The sequence below is a fragment of the Streptomyces sp. NPDC051976 genome, from assembly GCF_040680795.1.
Classification (GTDB): Bacteria; Actinomycetota; Actinomycetes; order Streptomycetales; family Streptomycetaceae; genus Actinacidiphila.
The window spans coordinates 1-20,333 of the sequence record NZ_JBFAXL010000080.1 but is presented as its reverse complement, the minus strand read 5'-3'; the positions used below and the strand labels follow the sequence as shown (position 1 = coordinate 20,333).

General features: G+C 66.4%; 19 protein-coding genes and 1 pseudogene. 12 read left to right on the top strand and 8 right to left on the bottom strand.

Annotated elements, in window-relative coordinates; translation table 11 throughout:
* Positions 1-43: 43 nt before the first annotated feature.
* The gene (locus AB0M29_RS40975) at positions 44-1,459 is read right to left on the bottom strand and encodes an aldehyde dehydrogenase family protein (RefSeq protein WP_365391988.1); all 1,416 of its coding nucleotides are present in this window, start codon (positions 1,457-1,459) and stop codon (positions 44-46) included.
* 154 nt (positions 1,460-1,613) lie between these two features.
* Here AB0M29_RS40975 and AB0M29_RS40970 point away from each other — a divergent pair, with 154 nt between their 5' ends.
* The 3 genes from AB0M29_RS40970 (at position 1,614) to AB0M29_RS40960 (ending at position 4,798) form a co-directional block, all read left to right on the top strand.
* Entirely contained in the window at positions 1,614-1,928 is a 315-nt protein-coding gene (locus tag AB0M29_RS40970; RefSeq protein WP_365391969.1) for a 2Fe-2S iron-sulfur cluster-binding protein, read from the top strand.
* Between the two features lie 215 nt (positions 1,929-2,143).
* On the top strand, positions 2,144-3,493 hold the full coding sequence (locus AB0M29_RS40965; protein WP_365391967.1) for a cytochrome P450: 1,350 nt from the start codon (positions 2,144-2,146) through the stop codon (positions 3,491-3,493).
* Positions 3,494-3,550: 57 nt separating this feature from the next.
* On the top strand, positions 3,551-4,798 hold the full coding sequence (locus AB0M29_RS40960; RefSeq protein WP_365391965.1) for an FAD-dependent oxidoreductase: 1,248 nt from the start codon (positions 3,551-3,553) through the stop codon (positions 4,796-4,798).
* A 46-nt stretch (positions 4,799-4,844) separates the two neighbouring features.
* Here AB0M29_RS40960 and AB0M29_RS40955 read toward each other — a convergent pair whose 3' ends face one another.
* Both AB0M29_RS40955 and AB0M29_RS40950 read right to left on the bottom strand, forming a co-directional pair.
* Positions 4,845-6,065, bottom strand: a complete 1,221-nt coding sequence (locus AB0M29_RS40955; RefSeq protein WP_365391963.1) for an AMP-binding protein — start codon at positions 6,063-6,065, stop codon at positions 4,845-4,847.
* Positions 6,066-6,191: 126 nt separating this feature from the next.
* Entirely contained in the window at positions 6,192-6,338 is a 147-nt protein-coding gene (locus tag AB0M29_RS40950; RefSeq protein ID WP_365391961.1) for a hypothetical protein, read from the bottom strand.
* 128 nt (positions 6,339-6,466) lie between these two features.
* Here AB0M29_RS40950 and AB0M29_RS40945 point away from each other — a divergent pair, with 128 nt between their 5' ends.
* Complete coding sequence (locus AB0M29_RS40945) at positions 6,467-7,096, top strand: helix-turn-helix domain-containing protein (protein WP_365391959.1); 630 nt, start codon at positions 6,467-6,469, stop codon at positions 7,094-7,096.
* A 21-nt stretch (positions 7,097-7,117) separates the two neighbouring features.
* Here AB0M29_RS40945 and AB0M29_RS40940 read toward each other — a convergent pair whose 3' ends face one another.
* The 4 genes from AB0M29_RS40940 to AB0M29_RS40925 form a co-directional block, all read right to left on the bottom strand.
* Positions 7,118-7,990 (bottom strand): MaoC/PaaZ C-terminal domain-containing protein, encoded by an 873-nt coding sequence (locus AB0M29_RS40940; RefSeq protein ID WP_365391957.1) that lies wholly within the window; start codon positions 7,988-7,990, stop codon positions 7,118-7,120.
* A gap of 12 nt (positions 7,991-8,002) precedes the next feature.
* On the bottom strand, positions 8,003-10,162 hold the full coding sequence (locus AB0M29_RS40935; RefSeq protein WP_365391955.1) for an acetate--CoA ligase family protein: 2,160 nt from the start codon (positions 10,160-10,162) through the stop codon (positions 8,003-8,005).
* Entirely contained in the window at positions 10,159-11,328 is a 1,170-nt protein-coding gene (locus AB0M29_RS40930) for an acyl-CoA dehydrogenase family protein (protein WP_365391953.1), read from the bottom strand. Before AB0M29_RS40930 ends, AB0M29_RS40935 begins: the two co-directional genes overlap by 4 nt.
* 78 nt (positions 11,329-11,406) lie before the next feature.
* Positions 11,407-12,168, bottom strand: a complete 762-nt coding sequence (locus tag AB0M29_RS40925; RefSeq protein WP_365391951.1) for an SDR family NAD(P)-dependent oxidoreductase — start codon at positions 12,166-12,168, stop codon at positions 11,407-11,409.
* Positions 12,169-12,569: 401 nt separating this feature from the next.
* Here AB0M29_RS40925 and AB0M29_RS40920 point away from each other — a divergent pair, with 401 nt between their 5' ends.
* From AB0M29_RS40920 to AB0M29_RS40885, 8 genes are all read left to right on the top strand, one after another.
* Positions 12,570-12,938 (top strand): nuclear transport factor 2 family protein, encoded by a 369-nt coding sequence (locus AB0M29_RS40920; RefSeq protein WP_365391949.1) that lies wholly within the window; start codon positions 12,570-12,572, stop codon positions 12,936-12,938.
* Positions 12,939-12,979: 41 nt separating this feature from the next.
* Entirely contained in the window at positions 12,980-13,405 is a 426-nt protein-coding gene (locus AB0M29_RS40915; RefSeq protein ID WP_365391947.1) for a Zn-ribbon domain-containing OB-fold protein, read from the top strand.
* Positions 13,402-14,550, top strand: coding sequence for a thiolase (locus AB0M29_RS40910; RefSeq protein ID WP_365391945.1), 1,149 nt, complete (start codon positions 13,402-13,404; stop codon positions 14,548-14,550). The genes AB0M29_RS40915 and AB0M29_RS40910 overlap by 4 nt, the downstream gene beginning before the upstream one ends.
* Before the next feature lie 67 nt (positions 14,551-14,617).
* The gene (locus tag AB0M29_RS40905) at positions 14,618-15,070 is read left to right on the top strand and encodes a nuclear transport factor 2 family protein (RefSeq protein WP_365391943.1); all 453 of its coding nucleotides are present in this window, start codon (positions 14,618-14,620) and stop codon (positions 15,068-15,070) included.
* A gap of 22 nt (positions 15,071-15,092) precedes the next feature.
* Entirely contained in the window at positions 15,093-15,476 is a 384-nt protein-coding gene (locus AB0M29_RS40900) for an EthD domain-containing protein (protein WP_365391941.1), read from the top strand.
* Positions 15,477-15,645: 169 nt separating this feature from the next.
* Positions 15,646-16,482 carry a patatin-like phospholipase family protein gene (locus AB0M29_RS40895; RefSeq protein ID WP_365391939.1) on the top strand — a complete coding sequence of 279 codons (837 nt, stop codon included), beginning with the start codon at positions 15,646-15,648 and terminating at the stop codon, positions 16,480-16,482.
* 99 nt (positions 16,483-16,581) lie between these two features.
* Positions 16,582-17,385 (top strand): SDR family NAD(P)-dependent oxidoreductase, encoded by an 804-nt coding sequence (locus AB0M29_RS40890; protein ID WP_365391937.1) that lies wholly within the window; start codon positions 16,582-16,584, stop codon positions 17,383-17,385.
* A gap of 552 nt (positions 17,386-17,937) precedes the next feature.
* Entirely contained in the window at positions 17,938-19,884 is a 1,947-nt protein-coding gene (locus AB0M29_RS40885) for an MFS transporter (protein WP_365391935.1), read from the top strand.
* Positions 19,885-20,145: 261 nt separating this feature from the next.
* Here AB0M29_RS40885 and AB0M29_RS40880 read toward each other — a convergent pair.
* Positions 20,146-20,333 (bottom strand): annotated as a pseudogene (locus tag AB0M29_RS40880) (transposase family protein); the annotation flags it as partial.

Genomic DNA, 20,333 nt, shown 5'->3' with positions numbered 1-20,333 from the left:
CGCTCCCGCGCGGCCGGCCAGGCCAGGCCGTAGCGGCGCTGAATCAACGCTGGATTGCTTTGACCTCGAGGAACTCCTCGAGACCGAGCGTGCCTCCTTCCCGGCCCACTCCGGACTGCTTGAAGCCGCCGAACGGAGCACTCGGGTTGAACTGTCCGTCATTGATCTGGACCTGTCCGGCGTGCATCCGTCGAGCCACACGAAGCGCGCGTTCCGCAGAGGCCGACCAGACGCTGCCGGCCAGCCCGAACTCGGAGTCGTTCGCGATGCGCACGGCGTCGTCCTCATCGTGGTAACCCATGATCGACAGGACGGGCCCGAAGATCTCCTCCCGGGCGATCGTCATGTCCTCGGAAACGTTGGTGAACACAGTCGCTCCGACGAAGTGGCCGACCCTATGGCCGTCGTCGCGGCCGTCGACGACCAATGCGGCGCCTTCGGCGACGCCCTGTTCGATGTAGCGCTCGACGCGCTGGCGTTGGGCGTCGCTGACAAGCGGCCCGAGACGGACGACGGGAAGCATCGGATCGCCCAGAGTGAACTGCCGAGCGACGCGGGCCGCAATGGCTGAGGCCTCGTCGATCTTCGTGTGCGGCACGAGCATCCGCGACAGAGCGCTACAGGTCTGGCCCGAGTTCAGCATGCACTTGTGTACGGTGTCGGCGACCGCTTCCTCCAGCGGCGCGTCCTCCAGGATGATCGCAGCCGATTTACCGCCGAGTTCCAGCGTGACCTTCTTGACGGTCTCCGCCGCGACCACCGCGACCCGCTTGCCAGCGCGCGTGGAACCGGTGAACGAGACCATGTCGACATCGCGATGCGCGGCGATCGCCTCGCCGACCACAGGACCGTACCCGCTCACCAGGTTGAGAACACCCGGCGGGAGCCCTGTCTCGTCGAATACATCAGCGAGTGCGTAGGCGATCAGCGGCGTGACCTCACTGGGCTTGAGGACTACGGTGCAGCCGGCGGCCAGCGCCGCGCCCACCTTGAGTACGATCTGGTGCAGCGGGTAGTTCCACGGAGTGATCGCTCCGACGACGCCGATCGGTTCCCGCACGACGAGCGAGTTGCCGACCTCAAAGCCGTCGAAAGAGTAGGCGCGCGCGAGTTCGGCGAAGGTGGCCAGGTTCGCCGCTGGGAGGCCGACCTGGATGGACTTGGCCAACTCCAGCGGCATGCCGAGATCTCGGCAGATGAGTTCGGCCAAGTCGTCCATCCGGCTCACGACCAGGCTGAGGGCCTTCTCCAGGTAGCCAGCCCGTTCGGCGCCGGATCGCTCCGACCAGTCGGCGAACGCGGCCCGTGCGGCCGCCACGGCGGTGTCCACATCGGCACAGGTCCCCTCGGCCACGACCGCGATGCGGTCCCCCGTCGCAGGGTTGAACACGTCGATGCGGCCGGGTGCCCCCGAGTCGACCCATGCTCCGTTGATGTAGATCCGACTTCGATCGCTGATGCCTGGCACCCGGCCGCCTCCATGTCCGGTGAGGTGAATTGCTGAAGCGCAATCCTAGAGGTAGATTCTAGGAGTGGCAACGCATCCGTGCCCTGTCCGCGCCTTGCCGGGTGATGCTGCGGCAGTGCCATCACGGAACCAGAAGGGGAAGCCAGTGGTGAAGGTCACTTTCGTCCTGCCGGACAAGACGACTCGCGCGGTGGAGGCGGAACCCGGCTGGAAACTCATGGAGATCGCGGTCAACAACGCCGTGCCGGGAATCGATGGGGACTGCGGGGGCGAGGCGGCATGCGCGACCTGCCATGTCTATGTGGAGCAGAAGTGGCGAGAGCCGACGGGTGAGCGCAACGACGTCGAGCAGGCCATGCTCGAGAACAGTTTCGAGGTGCGGGAGAACAGCAGGTTGTCCTGCCAGATCGAGGTCACCGAGGCCTTGGACGGCCTGGTGGTCGAGGTCGCACCGAGCTAGTGCCGCGGCAGGCAACGTTCGCCCGTTGAGGACCGGCGTCCGATGCGTGCTCTCGGCGTGCCGGCCAGAAGTCCCCGTACTGGATGTACGTGGGCTTTCGGCCGGTGCGGCGAGAGGGCGTCCTGGCCTCGCGACGGGGCGAACGTCGCCTGCCGCGGCACTGGCGGCTCGACCGGTTGTGGGCGGCAGAACCACCAGATCGAAAGGGAAACGCTGTGAGCGCAACGACTCCTGACAAGAGCGTGGGCTTCTCACCCGCGCAGATCGCGGCCCGGGACCGGATATACGCCGCGCCCTTGGACTCGCTCGATCCGGGCGATCCGGCCGGGTTCGCGTCCGGCGAGATGCACTGGACGTTCGAGCGACTGCGTAAGGAGGACCCCGTCCACTTCACACCGGAGTCGGTCACGGAACAGGGTGCCTACTGGTCGCTCACCAAGTGGGACGACATCGTGGCTGCGGATACGGACCCCCGGACGTTCTCCGCCCAGGCGGGCATCACGCTGCACCGCGCAAGGCCGACGGACGAGTCAACTGCCCTGTTCGACGACAGCAGCGCAAGTGAACAGGAGGTCGAGGAATTCGGGCAGCAGGGGGTGTCGTCGCTGCTGAGCATGGACCCCCCTGAGCACGAGATTCACCGCAACGCCGTGGCCAAGGGGGTCTCGCCGGCGAATCTCGCCGCGCTGGAGCCGCTGATCCGGCAGCGCGCTGGCGCCATCCTGGACGGGCTTCCGATCGGGGAGGAGTTCGACTGGGTCGACACAGTCTCCAAGGAGCTCACCGCGATGACACTGGCGACGCTGTTCGACTACCCCCAGGAGGACCGTCGCAAGCTGACCTACTGGTCCGACGTCGCAACCACGATCCCCATGCCGGGCCATCTCGTCGAGAGCGCCGAGGAGTGGGATCGGGTGATGCGCGAGTTCTTCCAAACCATCTCGGGGCTGATCGAGCGCCGTGCGCAGGCGGAGCCGAGGATCGACTTCCTGTCGCTGCTCGCGCATAACCCGCACGCGAAGAGGTTCACCGTGGCCGAGCTGTTCGGTGACGGCTTGGTGCTGTTGGTGGGGGGCAACGACACCACCCGCAACACGATCAGCGCATCGGTCTATGCGCTGAACAAGTTTCCGGAGCAGAATGCGAAGCTCCGTGAGAACCCCGCCCTCGTCCCGTCCATGGTCTCAGAGACCATCCGTTGGCAGACCCCGCTGGCACACATGATGCGCAAGACGACCAAAGACGTCGAGTTCGGCGGCAAGCAGCTCCGGAAGGGCGACCGTGTCGCGCTTTGGTACGTCTCGGGCAACCGTGACGAGGACAAGATCGAGCGGCCCGACGAGTACGTCATCGATCGCAAGAATCCGCGCCAGCACCTCTCGTTCGGTTTCGGGATCCACCGCTGCCTGGGCAACCGGCTCGCGGAGTTGCAGTTGAAGGTCATCTGGGAGGAGATCCTCGCTCGCTTCCCCGAAATCAAGGTGGTCACTGAACCGACCCTCAGCTTCAATAATTTCGCCAAGGGCTACGCGGAGATGAGAGTCGTCATCCCGCGGCGCAACTGAGCCGGAGTAAGTCGTCGAGGCCCGGTGCTGGGGACGGTCGCCGCGGAGGAAGAAACGATGTCTGTGTCTGCTGTTGTCATCATCGGTGCCGGTCATGCCGGCTACCAGACGGCCGCGTCGCTTCGACAGGCCGGATTCGACGGTTCGATCACCCTGGTCAACGGGGAGCCCGGCCTGCCGTACCAGCGTCCGCCGCTGTCGAAGGCATACCTGCTCGGCGAACTCGACGCGACGCGGCTTTCGCTGCGGCAGGAGAACTGGTACGCGACCCAAGACGTCCACCTTTTGTGGGACTGGGCCGTCGGCATCGATCGCGGCACACGGGAAGTGCGCCTGGAGAGCGGGACGGTCCTGCGCTACAGCCACCTGGTCCTGGCCACCGGTGCCCGGAACCGCCCGCTGCCGGTTCCGGGCGCGGATCTCGCCGGTGTATTCGGCATGCGCACGCGGGCCGACGCCGATGCCGTCGCGCGGCGCATCGGCCCCGGAGCACGTGCGGTCGTCGTCGGCGCCGGGTTCATCGGCCTGGAGTTCGCGGCCGTCGCGGCGGCTTTGGACGCCTCGGTCCACGTCGTCGATGTGGCGGACCGGCCCATGGCACGGGCCCTCTCCGCCCCGACGTCGCGGTTTTTTCGCAACGCCCATGAGCACTGGGGCGTGAGGTTCGATTTCGGCCGGGGACTGACCCGCGTCATCGGCGAGGACGGGCGGGTGTCCGGCGTGGTCACAACGGACGGCCGCACATTGCCGGCCGATCTGGTCGTGTACGGCATCGGCGTCGTGCCCAACGCGGACTTGGCCGAGAGTGCGGGACTGCTCGTGGCCGACGGCATCCGAGTGGATGAGCATCTGCAGACCGCCGATCCGAACATCTCCGCGGTCGGGGACGCCGTCAGCTTTCCCTGCGTGCACGCCGCAGGGGCGAGGACGCGGCTGGAGTCGGTGCAGAACGCCGTCGGTCACGGCCGAACCGTGGCGGCGCGGTTGACCGGACACCCGAGCCCGTACCGGGCCCTGCCGTGGTTCTGGTCGGACCAGGGCGATCTCAAGCTGCAGATCGCCGGCCTCGCCAATGGGCACGACAGGACGGTGGAACTGGCTACGCCGGAAGCACGGCAGCAGACGGTTCTGTGTTTCCGGGGCGACGAACTCGTGGCCGTGGAGACCGTCAACCGGCCGGGTGACCACATGGTCGCCCGACGGATCTTTGCCGATCCACCGGTCCTGACGCCATCCGAAGCGGCTGCCGACGGCTTTGAGCTCAAGGCGTGGGAGCAGGCCCGCCGCCTGTCGTCCGCTCTCTGATCCGGCCGCACCGGCAGGTGCCGTCCACGTCCCGTTCGTCGGCGCTCTAAACCGTCGCCGAAGTGAGCATGTGCAGCGGGACCCTGACGCGTGTCTCGGTCCGCGCCCAGGCGTTGACGATGGGAACGCCGAGGACGTTGGCTGCCCACCGGGATGTTTCAGGGTCGAGGCGCTCGCCGGCGAGGGAGATCCTCTTCAGTGTGGAGAGATCGTGCCCGTCCAGCAGGCTGGCGTCGGGGGCCGCCCGCCTGATCGCCCGCAGAGCGCCGGGAGTGGTGAACAGGCCGGTGACGCCATACTCCGCGACAACTCGCCACAGCCCGACGGCGTCGTCCGGCGCCCCAATCGCGCTGCCCTCGCATAGGAGCGTCGTCGCGCCCGCGAGCAGGGGTGCGTAGACGATGTAGGGCTGGCCCACGACGCAACCGACGTCCGCGGTCGCCCACCACACATCGCCGGTGCCGATGTCGAAGACGTCGCGCATCGCCCAAGCGAGAGTAACCGCGTGACCGCCGTTGTCGCACACCAATCCACTCGGGCCTCCCGGGCCCGGGTCGTTGACGATATACAGAGCGTCGGGCGCCTCCACGTCGACACAGTCCGCATAGCCTGCGACGCCCGAGTCCACGACGAAGTCCCAGTCCAGGTCACGCGAATTCAGCAGGTCGGCCGACGCCTCGTGACGTTGCTTGATCACACAGAAGTCGGGGGTGTGGGCGGCAAGTTCGATCGCCTGGTCGAGGCGGGGCTTGTACGGCACGACGTGCGGTAGCTCGATGCCGCACGACGCCGACAACACCAGTTTCGGCTTCGCGTCATCGATCCGTGCGGCGATCTCGCGCGGCGCCACGTCTCCGACGAGGAAGGAATGCGTGGCGCCGATCCGCGCGCAGGCAAGCATGGCGATGACGGCCTCGGGGATTATCGGCAGGTAGATGACGATGGCGTCGCCCTTGCGCACCCCGAGCCGGCGTAGCACAGCGGCGAATCCGGAGACCCGCTCGTGCAGATCGGCATACGTGAAACGCTGCTTCGCCCCGGTGCCTGGGCTGTCGAAGATCAACGCCAGTCGGCCCCCGTTCCCGGCCGCTATATGGCGGTCAAGTGCGTTGAAGCAGGTGTTCAATCGGCCGTCCGGGAACAGCGGGACGAATGGCGGCGAGTCCGAGTCCAAAACCCAGCTGGGAGCCTGGCTCCACGAAACCAGCTTTACTTTCTCGCTCCAGAAGTCTTCCGGCTCGGTCAAGATTCTCCGGTACTGGTCCACGGCGACTTCCTTCTGCCCGACCGGACGGACCGGACGCTGCCGGGCCGCACGCGAGCCGGTCGGCCTGCAAAGAGCACGGGTGCGAAGCGGTGCGGTACTTAACCGTACAAACTGCTCCATGTTGAGTCAAGAGTCCCGCTTTTGTTCCGGAAGAGGTGGGTCGGCGAAGAACAGGATCTGCTCCCGCGTGTACTCCCGGCCCGGATGCACGTCCCGCAGATGCCCCTGGGCCTTCTCGACGAGGTCGTCCTCGTCCTCGCCCTGGATCAGCACTCCGCATGGGCACCGCAACTGCACTGAAATCTACCTGCCCCCCAGTTGTAGTCGGACGTTCTAATAATGGGTTCGGTATAGTCTATGTCGGAGCTTGAGGCGCCGACATGAACACGGGGAGGAGCGTCGTGGCACGGACGGCCGGCAGCGTGGCAGTCGGTGGCAAGAGCGGCTGGCAGTGGGGTACGACTGCCGAGACCCGTAGGGGCCTGCTCGAGGCCGCGCGAGCGGTGTTCGCCGAGGACGGCTTCACCAATGCCAGCGTGGCGAAGGTCGTGGAGCGGGCCGGCTCCAGCGTGGGCAGTCTCTACCACCATTTCGGCGGCAAGACGGAGCTGTTCATCGCGTTGTGGGAGGACTTCCGGGGCGAGCGCGACCGCATCGTGACCGAGGCCATCGCCAAGGCACAAGCGGGCGGCGAAACCGACCCAATCAACGTGTTCGTCGCGGGTGCCCGAGCCTGGCTGGGACTGTCCTGGACCCATCGTGATCTGGAGCTGGTGTTCACGTCCGGTGACAGTCCGCCTGGATTCGAGCAGTTGCGCCGGGAACACGGGCGGGTATGGGTACGCGACAGCGGTCTCCTGCTGAACGTACGCAATAACGCTCACGGCCGGCTCACGGTGCTCGCGCTCACGATGCTCATCGGGGAGGCGGGCCAGGAGATCGCAGCCAGCTCGTCGAAGCGGCAGGCCAACGCCCTGACCGCGGAGGCCCTGAAGATGGTTCGCAAACTGGATCCACGCCTGGAGGCGTAGTCGCCTCGCCCCTACAACTTCTCAGTTCTCCCGGAGGACGAATGTGCCACGATCGAGCACCACGTCGCCCTTCGGCCCGGTCACGCGAAACCGGGCGAGCGTGCCGGTACGCCAGACGTTCACCGTGAGCGCGTCGCCCGGGTAGACGGGTCGGCTGAACCGGCCGCTGATCGAGCTGAAGCGTACGGGGTCGCCGTCGGCGAGCGCGTCGAGCAGGTGGCGTGCGATGACGCCGTAGGTGCACATGCCGTGCAGGATCGGGCGCTCGAACCCGGCCTTGGTGGCGAACTTCGGATCGGTGTGCAGCGGGTTGTGATCGCCCGAGAGCTGGTAGAGCAACGCCTGATCGCGTCTGGTCGACGCGTGCTGGCGCATGTCTGGTTCACCGACGGGCGCCTCCCACGAGTCGGACGGCCCCGTGCTGGCGAAGCCGCCCTCGCCCCGGATGAAGACCGCTGACCGTGTCACGACGGTGGCGGCGCCAACCGCGTCCTCGGGCAGCCGACCGCGTGCTTCGGTGACCACGAGCGCTCCGGATCCCTTGTCGTAGATGCCGACGAGCTCGGTGGTCACCGCCATCGTTCCCGATGTCGGCAGCGGCCGCGCCACGGCGACCGACTGCTCGGCGTGCACCAGCAGGGCCGGATCGAAGCTGCCGAAATCGATCCGTGGTCGCGGCGAACCGTCCGAGGGCGCGCGAAAACCCGTCAAGATCGCACCGAAGGTCGGCAGCACCCGCTGCGGCACGCCGATGCTGTTCTCGGTCGTCAGGGCGAGATCGTGGAGCGGGTCGTCCTGCCCGGCGCCGACCCCGAGCGCGTACAGGATGGCGTCGTCAGGGCCCCAGGCGACCGTCACCGGGCCGGTCGTCGTCCCGACGGCGTCGAGATTCATCGGCATGCCCGGTCACCTCCAGGTGATGAGGGCGTCGAGGGCCTCGACCGTGTCCCCTCGGACCAGCAGCGGGTTGACTTCGAGTGACTCGAGCCGCTCACCGAGCCGTCCGGCGAGCCCGGCCACAGCGACGACGGCGTCCGCGACGACGCCGAGGTCGGCCTTGGGGTTGCCGCGCGCGCCGTTGAACAGCGCCGCCCCACGCAGGCCGCGCAGCGCGTCCAGCACCTGGCCGTGGGCAACGGGAAGCACTCGCAGGGCAGTGTCGCGCATGATCTCGACCCAGATCCCGCCGAGGCCGACTGCAAGCACGAGACCCCACACCGGGTCACGCACGACTCCGACGATCAGCTCGATGCCCGATTCGCGCATCGGCTGGATCACCGCTCCCAGCACCGACGCGCCCGCCTGCTCACCCGCCGCGGTCACGGCGTCATACGCGTGCGCCACCTGATCGGAGGACGCCAGACCCAGACGTACCCCGCCGATGTCGCTCTTGTGGGCGACATCGGCCGCCGCGAGCTTAACGACAACGGGGAATCCGAGCCGTTCCGCGGCGGAGACAGCCGCTTCTCGAGACGCGACCAGTTCCTGAGGCACGACCGGCACTCCGTTCGCGGCGAGGAACTCCGCTGCCTCGTGCTCGGTCCACGTCGTTCCGGGAACCGGTTCATGCGCGAGGGGGAATTCGCCCGCCGGGGGCTGTGCCCGCCTCGAAACGGGTGAGCGGCGGAACTCGGACCACCACACTGCGCGGCCGAGGGCGGTCATGGCGTGGTGCAGGCCACCCAAGACTCCCGGATATCCGATCTCGGCGGAGATCTCGCGCCCGAACGCGGTGATGTCGACGAGCATGTTGCCCGCTATGACCACCGGCTTCGTGCAGGCGCGAACAGCATCGGCGATACCGCGGGCGTACTCCAGCGGCAGCGAAGGATCGGCGGGCTTGTCCCTGGCCGGCTCGGTGGCCAGGACAATCACGTCGATCTCCGGATCCCGGTCCACCACGGCGAGAGCCTGGCGCAACAGCATGGAGTTGACCATGATGTAGCCGGTGACGTCTAGGGGGTTGTGCACCGTCGCGAAGTCCGGGACCACTTGCTTCAGGCCCTCGACGGTGGCCGGTGCGAAGTCGGGTATCTCCAGGCCTTCGTCCTCGGCGCGGTCCGCGATGATTTCGCAGGCGCCGCCCGAGGGGGTGACGAAGCCGATCCGGTTGCCGGGCAACGGCCCCGTCTCCGCGAGGAGCCCCGCCGTCATGATGAGGTCTTCGAGGCTGTCGACGCGGATCACGCCATGCTGCGCGAAGACGGCGTCGATGACGCGGTCGTCCCCGACCAGCGAGCCGGTGTGCGCCTTGGCGACCGCCGAGCCCTTCTTGCTGCGGCCCACCTTCAGAGCCACGACGGGTTTTCCGGCGGCCAGCGCCTCCTCGGCCACGGCCAGGAATTCCTCGGGTTGACGCACCGATTCGACGAACAGCGTGATGACCTTGGTGCCGGGATCCTGCACGAGGTAGCGCATCGCGTCGGTGAGGGTGACCATCGCCTCGTTGCCCATCGAGACCAGGAGACTGACCCCGATGTTGCGGGCCTGGGCGAAGTCGAGGACTGAGCTGGCCAGGGCGCCGCTCTGCAGTACGACCCCCACCGGTCCGCGCAGCAGCGGCGGGTTGATAACGAGTCCGTACGGGGTCGTGTTCCGGGCGGCGTTGATGTAGCCGTTGCCGTTCGGGCCGAGCAAGGTCATCCCGCGGCGCGTGGCGAACTCGACGACCTGTCGTTCCAGCTCGGCGCCCTCGGCTCCGAGCTCGCCGAATCCGGCGGTGAGGATGACGGCTGAGTCGATGCCCTTGCCCGCCAGACTTCTGAGTACGTCCAGGATGGCGGTGGTCGGCACCATGACGAAGGCGAGTTCGACACCGTCGGGAAGGTCGGCGATCGTCGCGTAGCTCTGCTCGCCGTGCACGACGGCGCCCCGTGGATTGACCAGATAAACGGGGCCTTCGAAGCCGTGGTTCGTGAGATTGGCGTGGATGCTCTCTGACCAGTACGACTTGTCGGTGGCGCCGATCAGTGCGATGGACCTCGGATTGAACAGCGCGCGGACCTGCTCCGGCGTCGGGCGCCCGGCGCCACGGGGGATCGACGACGCTGCGCGAAACTCGATCATCCGATTTCTCCCAGCTTGACGTGTCCCTTGAGCAGGTTGCGGGCGATCGTGCGACGCTGGATCTCGTCGGTGCCCTCGTAAATGCGCAGCAGGCGCAGCTCCCGGTACCAGCGCTCCACCGGAAGCTCCTTGGTGTAGCCCATGCCGCCGTGGATCTGCAGGACGCGGTCAACGACCTTGTTGGCCGTGACCGCTCCGGTCAGCTTGGCGATCGAGGAAGCGTGGCTGTTGTTCCTGCCCTGCTGCAGTTGCCACGCCGCGCGCAGGGTGAGCAGCTTGACCGCCTCGATCTCGATGTGCGAATCGGCGATCATCCACTGGATGGCCTGGTAGTCCGCGATCGGGTGGCCCATCGAGACGCGGTTCTTGGCGTGTTCGACGGCCATGTCGAGCAGTCGTTCCGAGGCCCCGACCGCCTTGGCCGGAATCATGTACCGGCCCTGGCCGATCCACTGCATCGCGAGCCGGAAGCCATGTCCCTCCTCACCAAGAATGTTCCGTGCCGGCACCCGGACGTTGTCGAAGACGAGCGAGCCAGGGGCCCACTGGCCCATGGTGGGGATCGGCTCGGAACGCCAACCCATCGCGCGGTCGACGAGGAAGCAGGTGATCCCGCCGTCAGCACCCTTCTCGGGGTCCGTGACGGCGAAGACCATCACGAAGTCGGCTTCGTTGCCCTGGGTGATGAAGGTCTTCTCACCGTTGATGACCCAATCGTCGCCGTCCTTCGTCGCCCGCGTGCGGATGGCGCGGGCATCCGAACCGGCGCCGGGCTCGGTGATCGCGAAGCAGCTGCGACGATCACCGTTGATCGTGGGGATCAGGAATTCCTTCTTCTGCTCGTCGGTGCCGGCGTAGAGAATGTTGTCCGCGGTGCCGCCGAACTGGAACGGGACGAAGGTCCGGCCGGACTCCATCGCGGTGATGGCCGCCATGACCGGGCCCAGATTCGCTCCGCCGTACTCTTCGGGAGTGTCGATGCCCCACAGGCCGGACGCCTTCGCCTTGCCCTGGAGCTCTTCGAGCTGTCCCGCGTCGAGGCCGCTGCGGCCGGCACGCTCGTTATGCAGGACCTGGCCCTCCAGTGGTATGACCTCACGGGAGATGAAGCTGCGGACGGTGTCGCGAACCGCGCGCTCCTCTTCGGAGAGCGAGAAGTCGATCAACGTTGATTCCTTTCCTGAGCCGCAGCCATCCGAAGCGCGGAGTGGGGATTGGGGGAAGAGTGATACGGCACGCGGCACCTAGGACTGGGGCCCGCCGGCGACGTAGACGACCTGGCCGGTGACGTACGAGGTGTCCTCGCTGCACAAGGCGGAGACCACGTTGGCCACGTCTTCCGGTCGGCCGGCGCGGCGCAGCGGGACCTCATGCTCGATCCCCTTCTTCACCTCCGTGAAGTCGACGCCGATGCGGGCCGCGGTGGCGCGCGTCATCGCTGTGTCGATGAATCCCGGGGCGACTGCGTTCACGTTGATGTTGAACGGGCCGAGCTCGATGGCGAGAGTCCTGGTGAAGCCCTGGAGTCCGGCTTTCGCGGCGGAGTAGTTGGCCTGGCCGCGGTTGCCGAGTGCCGAGGTGCTGGAGAGGTTAACGATCTTGCCCCATCGGTTGGCGACCATGGTCTCCTGTGCTTTGCGGGCCCAGAGGAAGCTGCCGCGCAAGTGAACGCCCAGCACCGTGTCCCAGTCCGACAGCGACATCTTGAACAGCAGGTTGTCCCGCAGCACGCCTGCGTTGTTGACCAGGATGTCGATGGAGCCAGCTTCGGTGATGATCCGCTGCGCCGCCGCCGCGACGTCGGCCTCGTCGGAGACGTCGCAGCCGACGCCGATCGCCTCGCCGCCTGTTCCGACGATGGCGGCGACCGTCTCCTTGGTCAGGGCTTCGTCGACGTCGACGACCGCCACGGTTGCTCCGTCGCGGGCCAGGCGGGCGGCGGTGGAGGCGCCGATGCCGCGGGCGGCGCCGGTGACCACGGCGACTTTTCCGGCCAGGTGAGACATGCCATCTCCTTCTCGGTGTCGGCGCTGCCACGTTCGGCCCGTCCGTCGGCAGCCTCAGATCTAGATTACAGAATTCTATTCTAGAACTCTGGTTGAAAGCTAAGTCGCGTGCAAGGATGTGTCAAGCGCGACCACGGCGCCTGACGAGGCGTCGCGTGCGGCAGGGCACCGCTTTGGGTGCTGTCCAGACGCGTTTTCCTGTCCGCGGAAGGTGGGCCGTCGGTCGCGGGAGTGGCGTGCCCACACTGCTGGCGGCTTCCTTGCCGTAGCCGAGTCGACGAATGCTCGGGCCGAGGACTCCGAGGGAGGTGTTGTCATGAACGATCAGCAGGGCGAACGCCGGGGTGGTATGAGCGTCACGGCCGTGCTTGACAGCTTTTTACGCCGCTGAGGTTCGGTATGTGTCCGCCGGCGGGGCTGAGGGCGGTGCCAGCTTCGCCGAGATGGGAGCGCATCTGCATCCGGACGTAGTTTTGCGTCAAGGGCCGTCGGTGCCGTATCCCGGGGACTGGGTCGGTGTTGCCGGCGTCGAGAGGTTCTTCGGCGTCTTCTCCCGGACTTGGCAGTCGCTCAACCTGAGCGAAGCTCGCTATTTCGTGAGTGCTGACGGTGTGGCGATCAGCCATCGCATGCGGGCGGTTGCACGGGCAACGGGCCGTCGTGTGGACGTGCCGATCGGGCAGCTCATCCTCTTCGACGATGGCCTCATCAGGGACTTCACGGTGTTCTACCTCGATCCCGTAACCGTCACCGACGCCACCCGCCCTTGACGGCGGGGACCGGCGCCGAACGCCGACTAGAAGGGAGCACGATGCTGCCCACCGCAAGGCCAGTACCGGCGCCCACACCGGAGACACAGCCCTTCTTCGATGCCGCCGCCGCAGGAACACTGCAGATCCAGCGGTGCACCGACTGTGAGAGGCCCTTCTTCTACCCGCGTCCGTGCTGCCCCTTCTGCGCCTCGGGCGCTCTGGAATGGATCACCACCAGTGGCCGCGGCACGTTGTATTCCTACACGATCACCCACCGGGCGGCTCCGGGCTTCGAAGCCGACGTGCCGTACGCCATCGCCGTGGTGCAACTCGCTGAGGGGCCGCGAATGATGTGCAACATCGTCGGCGTGGAGAACACGCCGGACAACCTCGTGCTCGGCATGGACCTGACGGTCACCTTCGAAAAACGCGGCGATGTGACCATTCCCCAGTTCGCCCCGGCCGAGTTGGGGGGACAGCGATGAGTACCAGCGCCGTGGCGATCGTCGGCGCGGCCGAGACCGATGAGATCGGCGTGCTGCCCGACCACTCCAGTCTGCGATTGCACGTCGAGGGCGCACGCAACGCCGTCGCGGACGCCGGCCTGCGAATGACCGATATCGACGGTATTGCTGGCGTGTCCGGCTGCCCTGGCCCCGTTCAGGTGGCCCACGCGCTGGGCATCACGCCACGCTGGATCGACGGCACGGACGTGGGCGGTGCCTCATTTCTGCTGCACGTCCGCCACGCCGTCGCGGCCATCCGCGCCGGGCATGCGACCACGGTGCTGATCACCCACGGCGAGTCTGGAAGGTCCCGCGTCGGCGAGCCGCCGTTCCAGCACCCCCCGTCGAGCCCGAACGCGCAGTTCGAAGCCCCGTACGGGGTACTCGGACCACCCACGATTTTCACCATTCCGCTGGTGCGGTACATGAAAGAGTTCGGGTTGTCCCCCGAGCAGCTGGCGTCGGTGGCGGTGGCACAGCGCAAGTGGGCCGCCCGCAATCCGCGGGCCATGTTCCGTGAGCCGATCACTGTCGAAGATGTGCTCAACTCGCGGATGATCTCCTACCCGCTGCATCTGCTGGAATGCTGCCTGGTCACCGATGGCGGAGGCGCACTGGTGATCACAACGGCGGAGCGCGCCGCGGACCTGCCGCAGCCCCCCGTGTACATCCTCGGTAGCGGCGAGACGTTCGAATCCCCGCTGATCTCGCAGATGCAGGACTTCACCACCTCGGCCGCGTTCAGCAGGTCGTCGGCCGCCGCGTTCACCGAAGCCGGCATCGCCCACCGGGACGTCGACCACCTGATGATCTACGACGCGTTCGCCCATGTGCCGATCTACGGATTGGAGGACATGGGCTTCGTCGGCCGCGGCGAGGCTGGCGCGTTCATCTTCGAGGGCAACACCGAACCGGGCGGCCAACTGCCCCTGAATACCAATGGTGGCGGCCTGTCCTACACGCACACCGGCATGTACGGGATGTTCCTGATCCAGGAATCGGTGCGACAGCTCCGCGGGCAGGCTGCGGCACAGGTACCGGATGTCGAGATCAGCGTGGCCCAGGGCAACGGCGGCATGTTCATGGCCGCCGGCACACTCGTGCTGGGTAATCACGCACCGTGATGATTCCGCCCCGCCGTATTCCGTATTCCAGTTCTATGCGGCGTGGCCAGTCGGAGGAGAAACACCCATGATTCCTGATCCGGCGCCCGAAATTACACGGCTGGACCCAACCTCCGTGCTTGATGCGTTTTATGACGCGGAGATGCGATACATCGCGGCAGGCGGTGCTCGAGACGGAGCGTCTTTCGCTGAGATGGCCGCCTGCCTTCACCCCGAGGCCGTCATGCATATGGGCCCGTCCGTGCCCTTTCCCGGTGACTGGCGCGGGATTGAAGGAGTCAAGCGGTTCTTCGCCATGCTCTCGGATACCTGGGTCTCGATGGTCATCACCGATGTAAAGTACTTCAACGGGGAAGACGGAGTGGCCATCAGCATGCGAGTGCAGCTCACGTCGCGGGCGACGGGCAGAACCGCGGACGCCCGGCTGGCTCAATTCATTACGTTCGACGACGGCCTTATCCGCGATTTCACGGTCTTCTATCTGGATCCTCTGGCACTCAACGCGGCGTGCGGCCTCTGACAAGTTGAAGGGATTGAACGCTGTGATCAAGGTAGTGTGTCTTCTCAAGAAGCGAGACGGCCTGTCAGACGAGGAGTTTCGGGACTATTACGAGAACCATCACGTCAAAATCTTCGCTGGACTTCTCGATCACCCGGGGATCAAGCGCTACGTACGGCGCTATCTGACACCCATCGCGGATCCGACCACCGGCGCCGTCCGCTCGGCGGGATTCGACGTGATCATGGAGCTGTGGATCAGCGATCAAGAGCTCTTCGAAACTCAATTCCAAAGCGCACAGGACTCCGACTTCCGTGCCTTGGTCGCCGAGGACGAGGCAAAGCTCTTCGACCGTACGCAGATGTATTCCTATGTCGTCGACGAGGTGGAGAGTGAGCTGCACCGATCGAATCACGCTGACGCTTGATTCGGAGTTAAGTCGGAACTTCACTGCCTCTCCAAGTTTCCAGCGAGATTCCACGAGCGGAAAATATGCGGGCGATTATTCACATCATGTCGTGGTGTCGATTGGTCGTCACGATTCGAGGATTTGCTGCCGAGGGCAGCGTTGCGATGCGAATGAAGGGAAGTCACATATGAGCAGCAAGAAGGACAAGGCACTTGTGCTCGCCGGAGGCGGGGTGCTCGGAATCGCTTGGGAGACCGGTTTCCTCGCCGGCCTCGAGAGCCAGGGTGTCGTGGTCACCGACGCCGACTACATCCTGGGCACTTCGGCCGGAGCGGTCGTTGCCGTCCAGTCCACGGCCACGTCAATGGAGAAGCTGTATCGAGACCAGGTCGATGGAACCGGAGCATACGAGCCGCCCATCATCGACGTCGACGTACCCAAGATGCTCGAAGAGTGGCGAGACGTCGTCGAGAACACGCCCGACGCCGTCGAGTGCCGGAAGATCGTGGGCTCGTGGGCACTCGAGAAGGACCGCGTGCCCGAGCCGGAACGTCTCGCCATCATCAAGTCCCGTCTTCCCAGCCACGAGTGGCCGGAGAAGCTGATCGGGATCACGGTGATCCAGGCGGACACCGGCGAGTTCAAGGTTTGGAACAAATCCTCCGGCGTGGGCCTGGTCGACGCGGTCGCCGCCAGCTGCTCCGTCCCGCGAGTCTGGCCGGCCGTGACGATCGACGGCACGCGCTACTACGACGGGGGGCTGCGCTCGAACACGAACACCGACATGGCCGAGGGTTACGCCAAGGTGTTGGTGTTGAAGGTCTCGGATCTGCCGGATCAGCCTGACGTGCGGGACATCTCGGATACGAGCGAGGTGTGCACGATCACCCTCGACGAGGCCTCGGCACGGGCTCGCGGCGAGAACCCGATGAATCCCGACCTGCGGTCCACGGTGGCGAAGACGGGCTACGCCCAGGGTGTCCGGATGGCGGACGACGTCCGCGCCTTCTGGGAGCGCCCATAGGCTCCGGACTGATCTGCGGTGCGGGGTGTCGTCGGGTCGGCGCGCCTGCCGGATCCGGGGCACCCCGCCGATCCATCTACGTGCGGAGAGCGGGTGCTCATGGGCAAGTTGAACGGCAAGACCGCGATCGTGACCGGGGCGGGACGAGGGCTGGGCCGAGTCTACGCGCTGCGTCTGGCCTCGCTCGGCGCCGATGTCGCGGTGGTGGACAAGAGCCTTACCTCGTACAGGGAGTTCCAGGCGGAGGCGGATCTCATGACCGCCGAGTCGACGGTCAAGGAGATCGAGAACCTGGGCCGCCGCGCGCTCGGTTTCGAGCTCGACGTGGCCGACAGGGGGGCACTCGAAGACATGGCCAAGGCCGTCTTCGACACATGGGGACGCATCGACATCCTTGTGGCCAACGCGGGGGGCGGATCCGGCACCCCGATGACCACGCGCGCGTCGGATCTGGCGGCACAGGACCTCACGCTCGTCATCGAGCGGAACCTGTACGGCACGATCTTCTCGGTGAACGCCGTCGCCCCCTACATGAAGCAGGCGCGGACGGGAAAGATCGTGACGATCAGCTCGGGATCGGGCGGCCAGGCCGGCGAGGCAGGCGGATATGCACACTACGGGACGGCCAAGGCGGGCATCGCCATGTACACGCGCTACCTTGCCCAGGACGTCGGTGAGTACGGAATCCACGCGAACTGCCTGGCTCCCGGATACACGGATACCGGACGTTTGCTGCAGCTCTCGACCGACGCTCCCGGGACGGCCCAGAAGAACGCTCTGCGCCGGAATGGGACACCGGAAGACCTGGCGAATGTCATCGAATTCCTAACCACCGACCTGTCCAGCTTCGTGACGGGCGCCGTGATCCAGGCTGACGGCGGAACGGTCCTCGGGGCAGTGTGAGGTATCACCGACGACGCCCGGCATAATCGGCGCGCAAGATCGGATCTCACAATACGGCCATAGACGACCACGGCTGCGAAGTTTCCGGCGTCGGCCAGCGCGAGGGACGGCACAACCTGCAATTTGTGCAATGCATGAGTGCTCTATGCCGAAATAGCGTGTCGACTCGTTCCCACCCGGCCGACATCCACCAGAGCGGATACCGGGCGGATCCGGCCTGCTGCCATTCTGAAACTCGGTGCAGCCCGGCCAGGATCTAGATCTCACACGTGACGATTCACGTGCTATCAACTTTCCCGTAGGCGGAAAGCTGTCGTTGACGCTCCGGCTCGCGTGGAGTCTTATGGCGCACATCACCAGCAGCGGACTTAAGGAGGTGCGCACGTCGAAACAATCGGTGCCGATCGACGGCACGATCTTGAAGCGGGCAAGCACGTCGTGCCTGCGCCGGCCCGGCACCCCGCCTCAGGTGAAGGAATCACTTGTCCCTTACCTGGCCTGGCCCTTCACCCTCCCTCCGCGCCCGCCCGCGCGCCAGAGAAGGAACCACCCATGAGTACGACATCCACGCCGCAGGAAACCACTTTCCCGCCAGCCCCTGTATTTCGCCGCCTCTGGGGCCGCGAGCTCCACAACTACCCTGAAAAGAATGCACGCTACCGCTTCCTGGCGATCACGGTGCTCGGGACCGTAATGCTGTACTACGAGCTCTATATCCAAGGCGCCGTGGCGACGCAGATCATGTCGGACCTGCACCTGCCGTTCACCTCCTTCGTCCTCATCGCGGTCGTTGGCAACCTGGTCGGCGCATTCGCATCGCTGTTCGCCGGCATGGCCGACCGCTGGGGACGGGCCAACCTGGTCGTCGCCGGTCTGCTGGTCACAGCGCTGATCATCGGGCTCGGCCTGCCGCACGCGCCGACCGGGTCGCTGTACATGACGCTCTTCGCGGTGCTCAGCTTCGTCGAGGGCATCGTCCTGGTGGCTACGCCGGCGCTGATCCGCGACTTCTCGCCGCAGATCGGCCGCGGGTCCGCCATGGGTTTCTGGACCCTGGGCCCGGTGCTCGGCAGCCTTGTGGTGACCGAGGTGTCCAGTCACACCCTGGCCAGCCACCCCGACTGGCGCTTCCAGTTCTACCTGTGCGGTGTCGTCGGCGCGCTCGTCTGGCTGGTGACACTGTTGGGCCTGCGGGAGCTCTCCCCGGCGCTGCGTGACCAACTGATGGTCAGCATGCGCGACCGTGCGTTGATCGAGGCCCGGGCCGCGGGTATCGACTCGGAGCAGGCGCTCAAGGGCCACTGGCGGCAGATGCTGCGCTTCGATGTCGTCGGCTCGGCCTTCGCAATCAGCATCTACCTGCTGCTGTACTACATCCTGTCCGGCTTCGTTGTCGTCTATTTCGCAGCTGTGTACGGCTACTCGCCAGCCCGCGCGAACTCGCTGGCCAACTGGTTCTGGATCACCCACGCCATCGCGCTGGTCGTGGTCGGCGCGCTGTCCGACCGCTTCCGCGTGCGCAAGCCATTCATGATCATCGGCGCCGCGACCAGCCTGGTCGGCACGGTCCTGTTCGCGCTGTCGGCCACGCACCATCAGGGTTACTACACCCTCGCGGTGTACTTCATGCTCGCCGCTGCGGGCGAAGGCATGGCCTTCGTCGCGTGGATGGCGAGCTTCACCGAGACCGTGGAGCGGCACAACCCGGCCGCCACGGCGACCGGCCTGGCTGTGTGGGGGTGGATCATCCGGCTGGTGGTGACCGCCTCCGTGGCGGTCCTGCCCCTGATCGTGCCGGCGACCTCGCCCCTGGTCGATCACGGCGCCCGAGTACAGGAACTGGTCACGGAGTACAAGCAGCCGCTGGGCGTGCTGCAGTCCCTCGACCCGGCAACGGCGAAGGCCCTCGCCGCCGACCAGAGCGACGTCCGGGCGCTGGCCAAGGCCCTGGGCGAGGTGGCGCGCGAGCAGGGTGCGACGCCGGAGCAGGCTCAGGCAGTCTCAGCCGCCGTGGTCAACCGGGCGCCGCAGCTGGGGGCCGTCCAAGCGGTGCCCCCGGCGACGCTGGCAGCACTGGACGCCGACCCGAGCGACCCCACAGCCGGCGCCGCGGCGGTGGGCGCAATCAAGGGCAAGCTGCACGTCACCCAGTCGAAGGCGGCCGCTCTGCTGAAGAGCCTCGCCGACCCCGCGGTCCAGTCCGACCTACAGTTGGTCAACAAGTACGTGAAGGTGCTGAAGTCGGCGAACACGGCCATACCGGCGGCTGATCTGGCCTACCTCAAGGCGCACGGTGCCCAGGTGCACAAGGCGGCCGAGGACAGCCCGCACCAGTGGCAGACGTGGTGGTGGATCTGCGTCGCCGGTCAGGTCCTCTTCCTGCCGTTCGTCTTCGTGATGGCCGGCCGGTGGAGCCCGCGCAAGGCCCGCGAGGACGAGCGGGCGCACGAGGAGCTGGTCCAGCGGGAGTTGGCCGCCCTCGAACGTACGTCTGTCTAGCTCGGAACCCGGGGCCGGGACGCTACCCGCGCCCCGGCCCGGACCGCTTCTCGATCCCACCCACCTGGGAGTTCCCTTCATCGCACGGCGCAAGGCCACCACCCGCCGCCGACAGCCGCCGCCTCCTCGACGCGAAAGCCCGCCCACGCAGCTACCCCCGCACCCGCAAACGGCCCGTCTTCCCCTACCCATCCCGCCGACCGGGCGAGCGACCGCCCTCACCCGAGGTCCACCGCAAACTCACCTTGACAGTGAGCTTCTTCAGCGTTGCCGCTCCAGGGTGAGGACGGCCTTGGCGATTGACGTCATGCGATTTGGGCTGCATCGGGATCTGCGGAAGATCCGCCAGGACTTCAGGCGGGCGACGCGCGTTCGACCGGTGCCCGTGCCGCAGCCAGGGCCCGGTTGACGGTCTTCTCTGTGGATGTGAGCTCCTGCAGGGGCCTGCG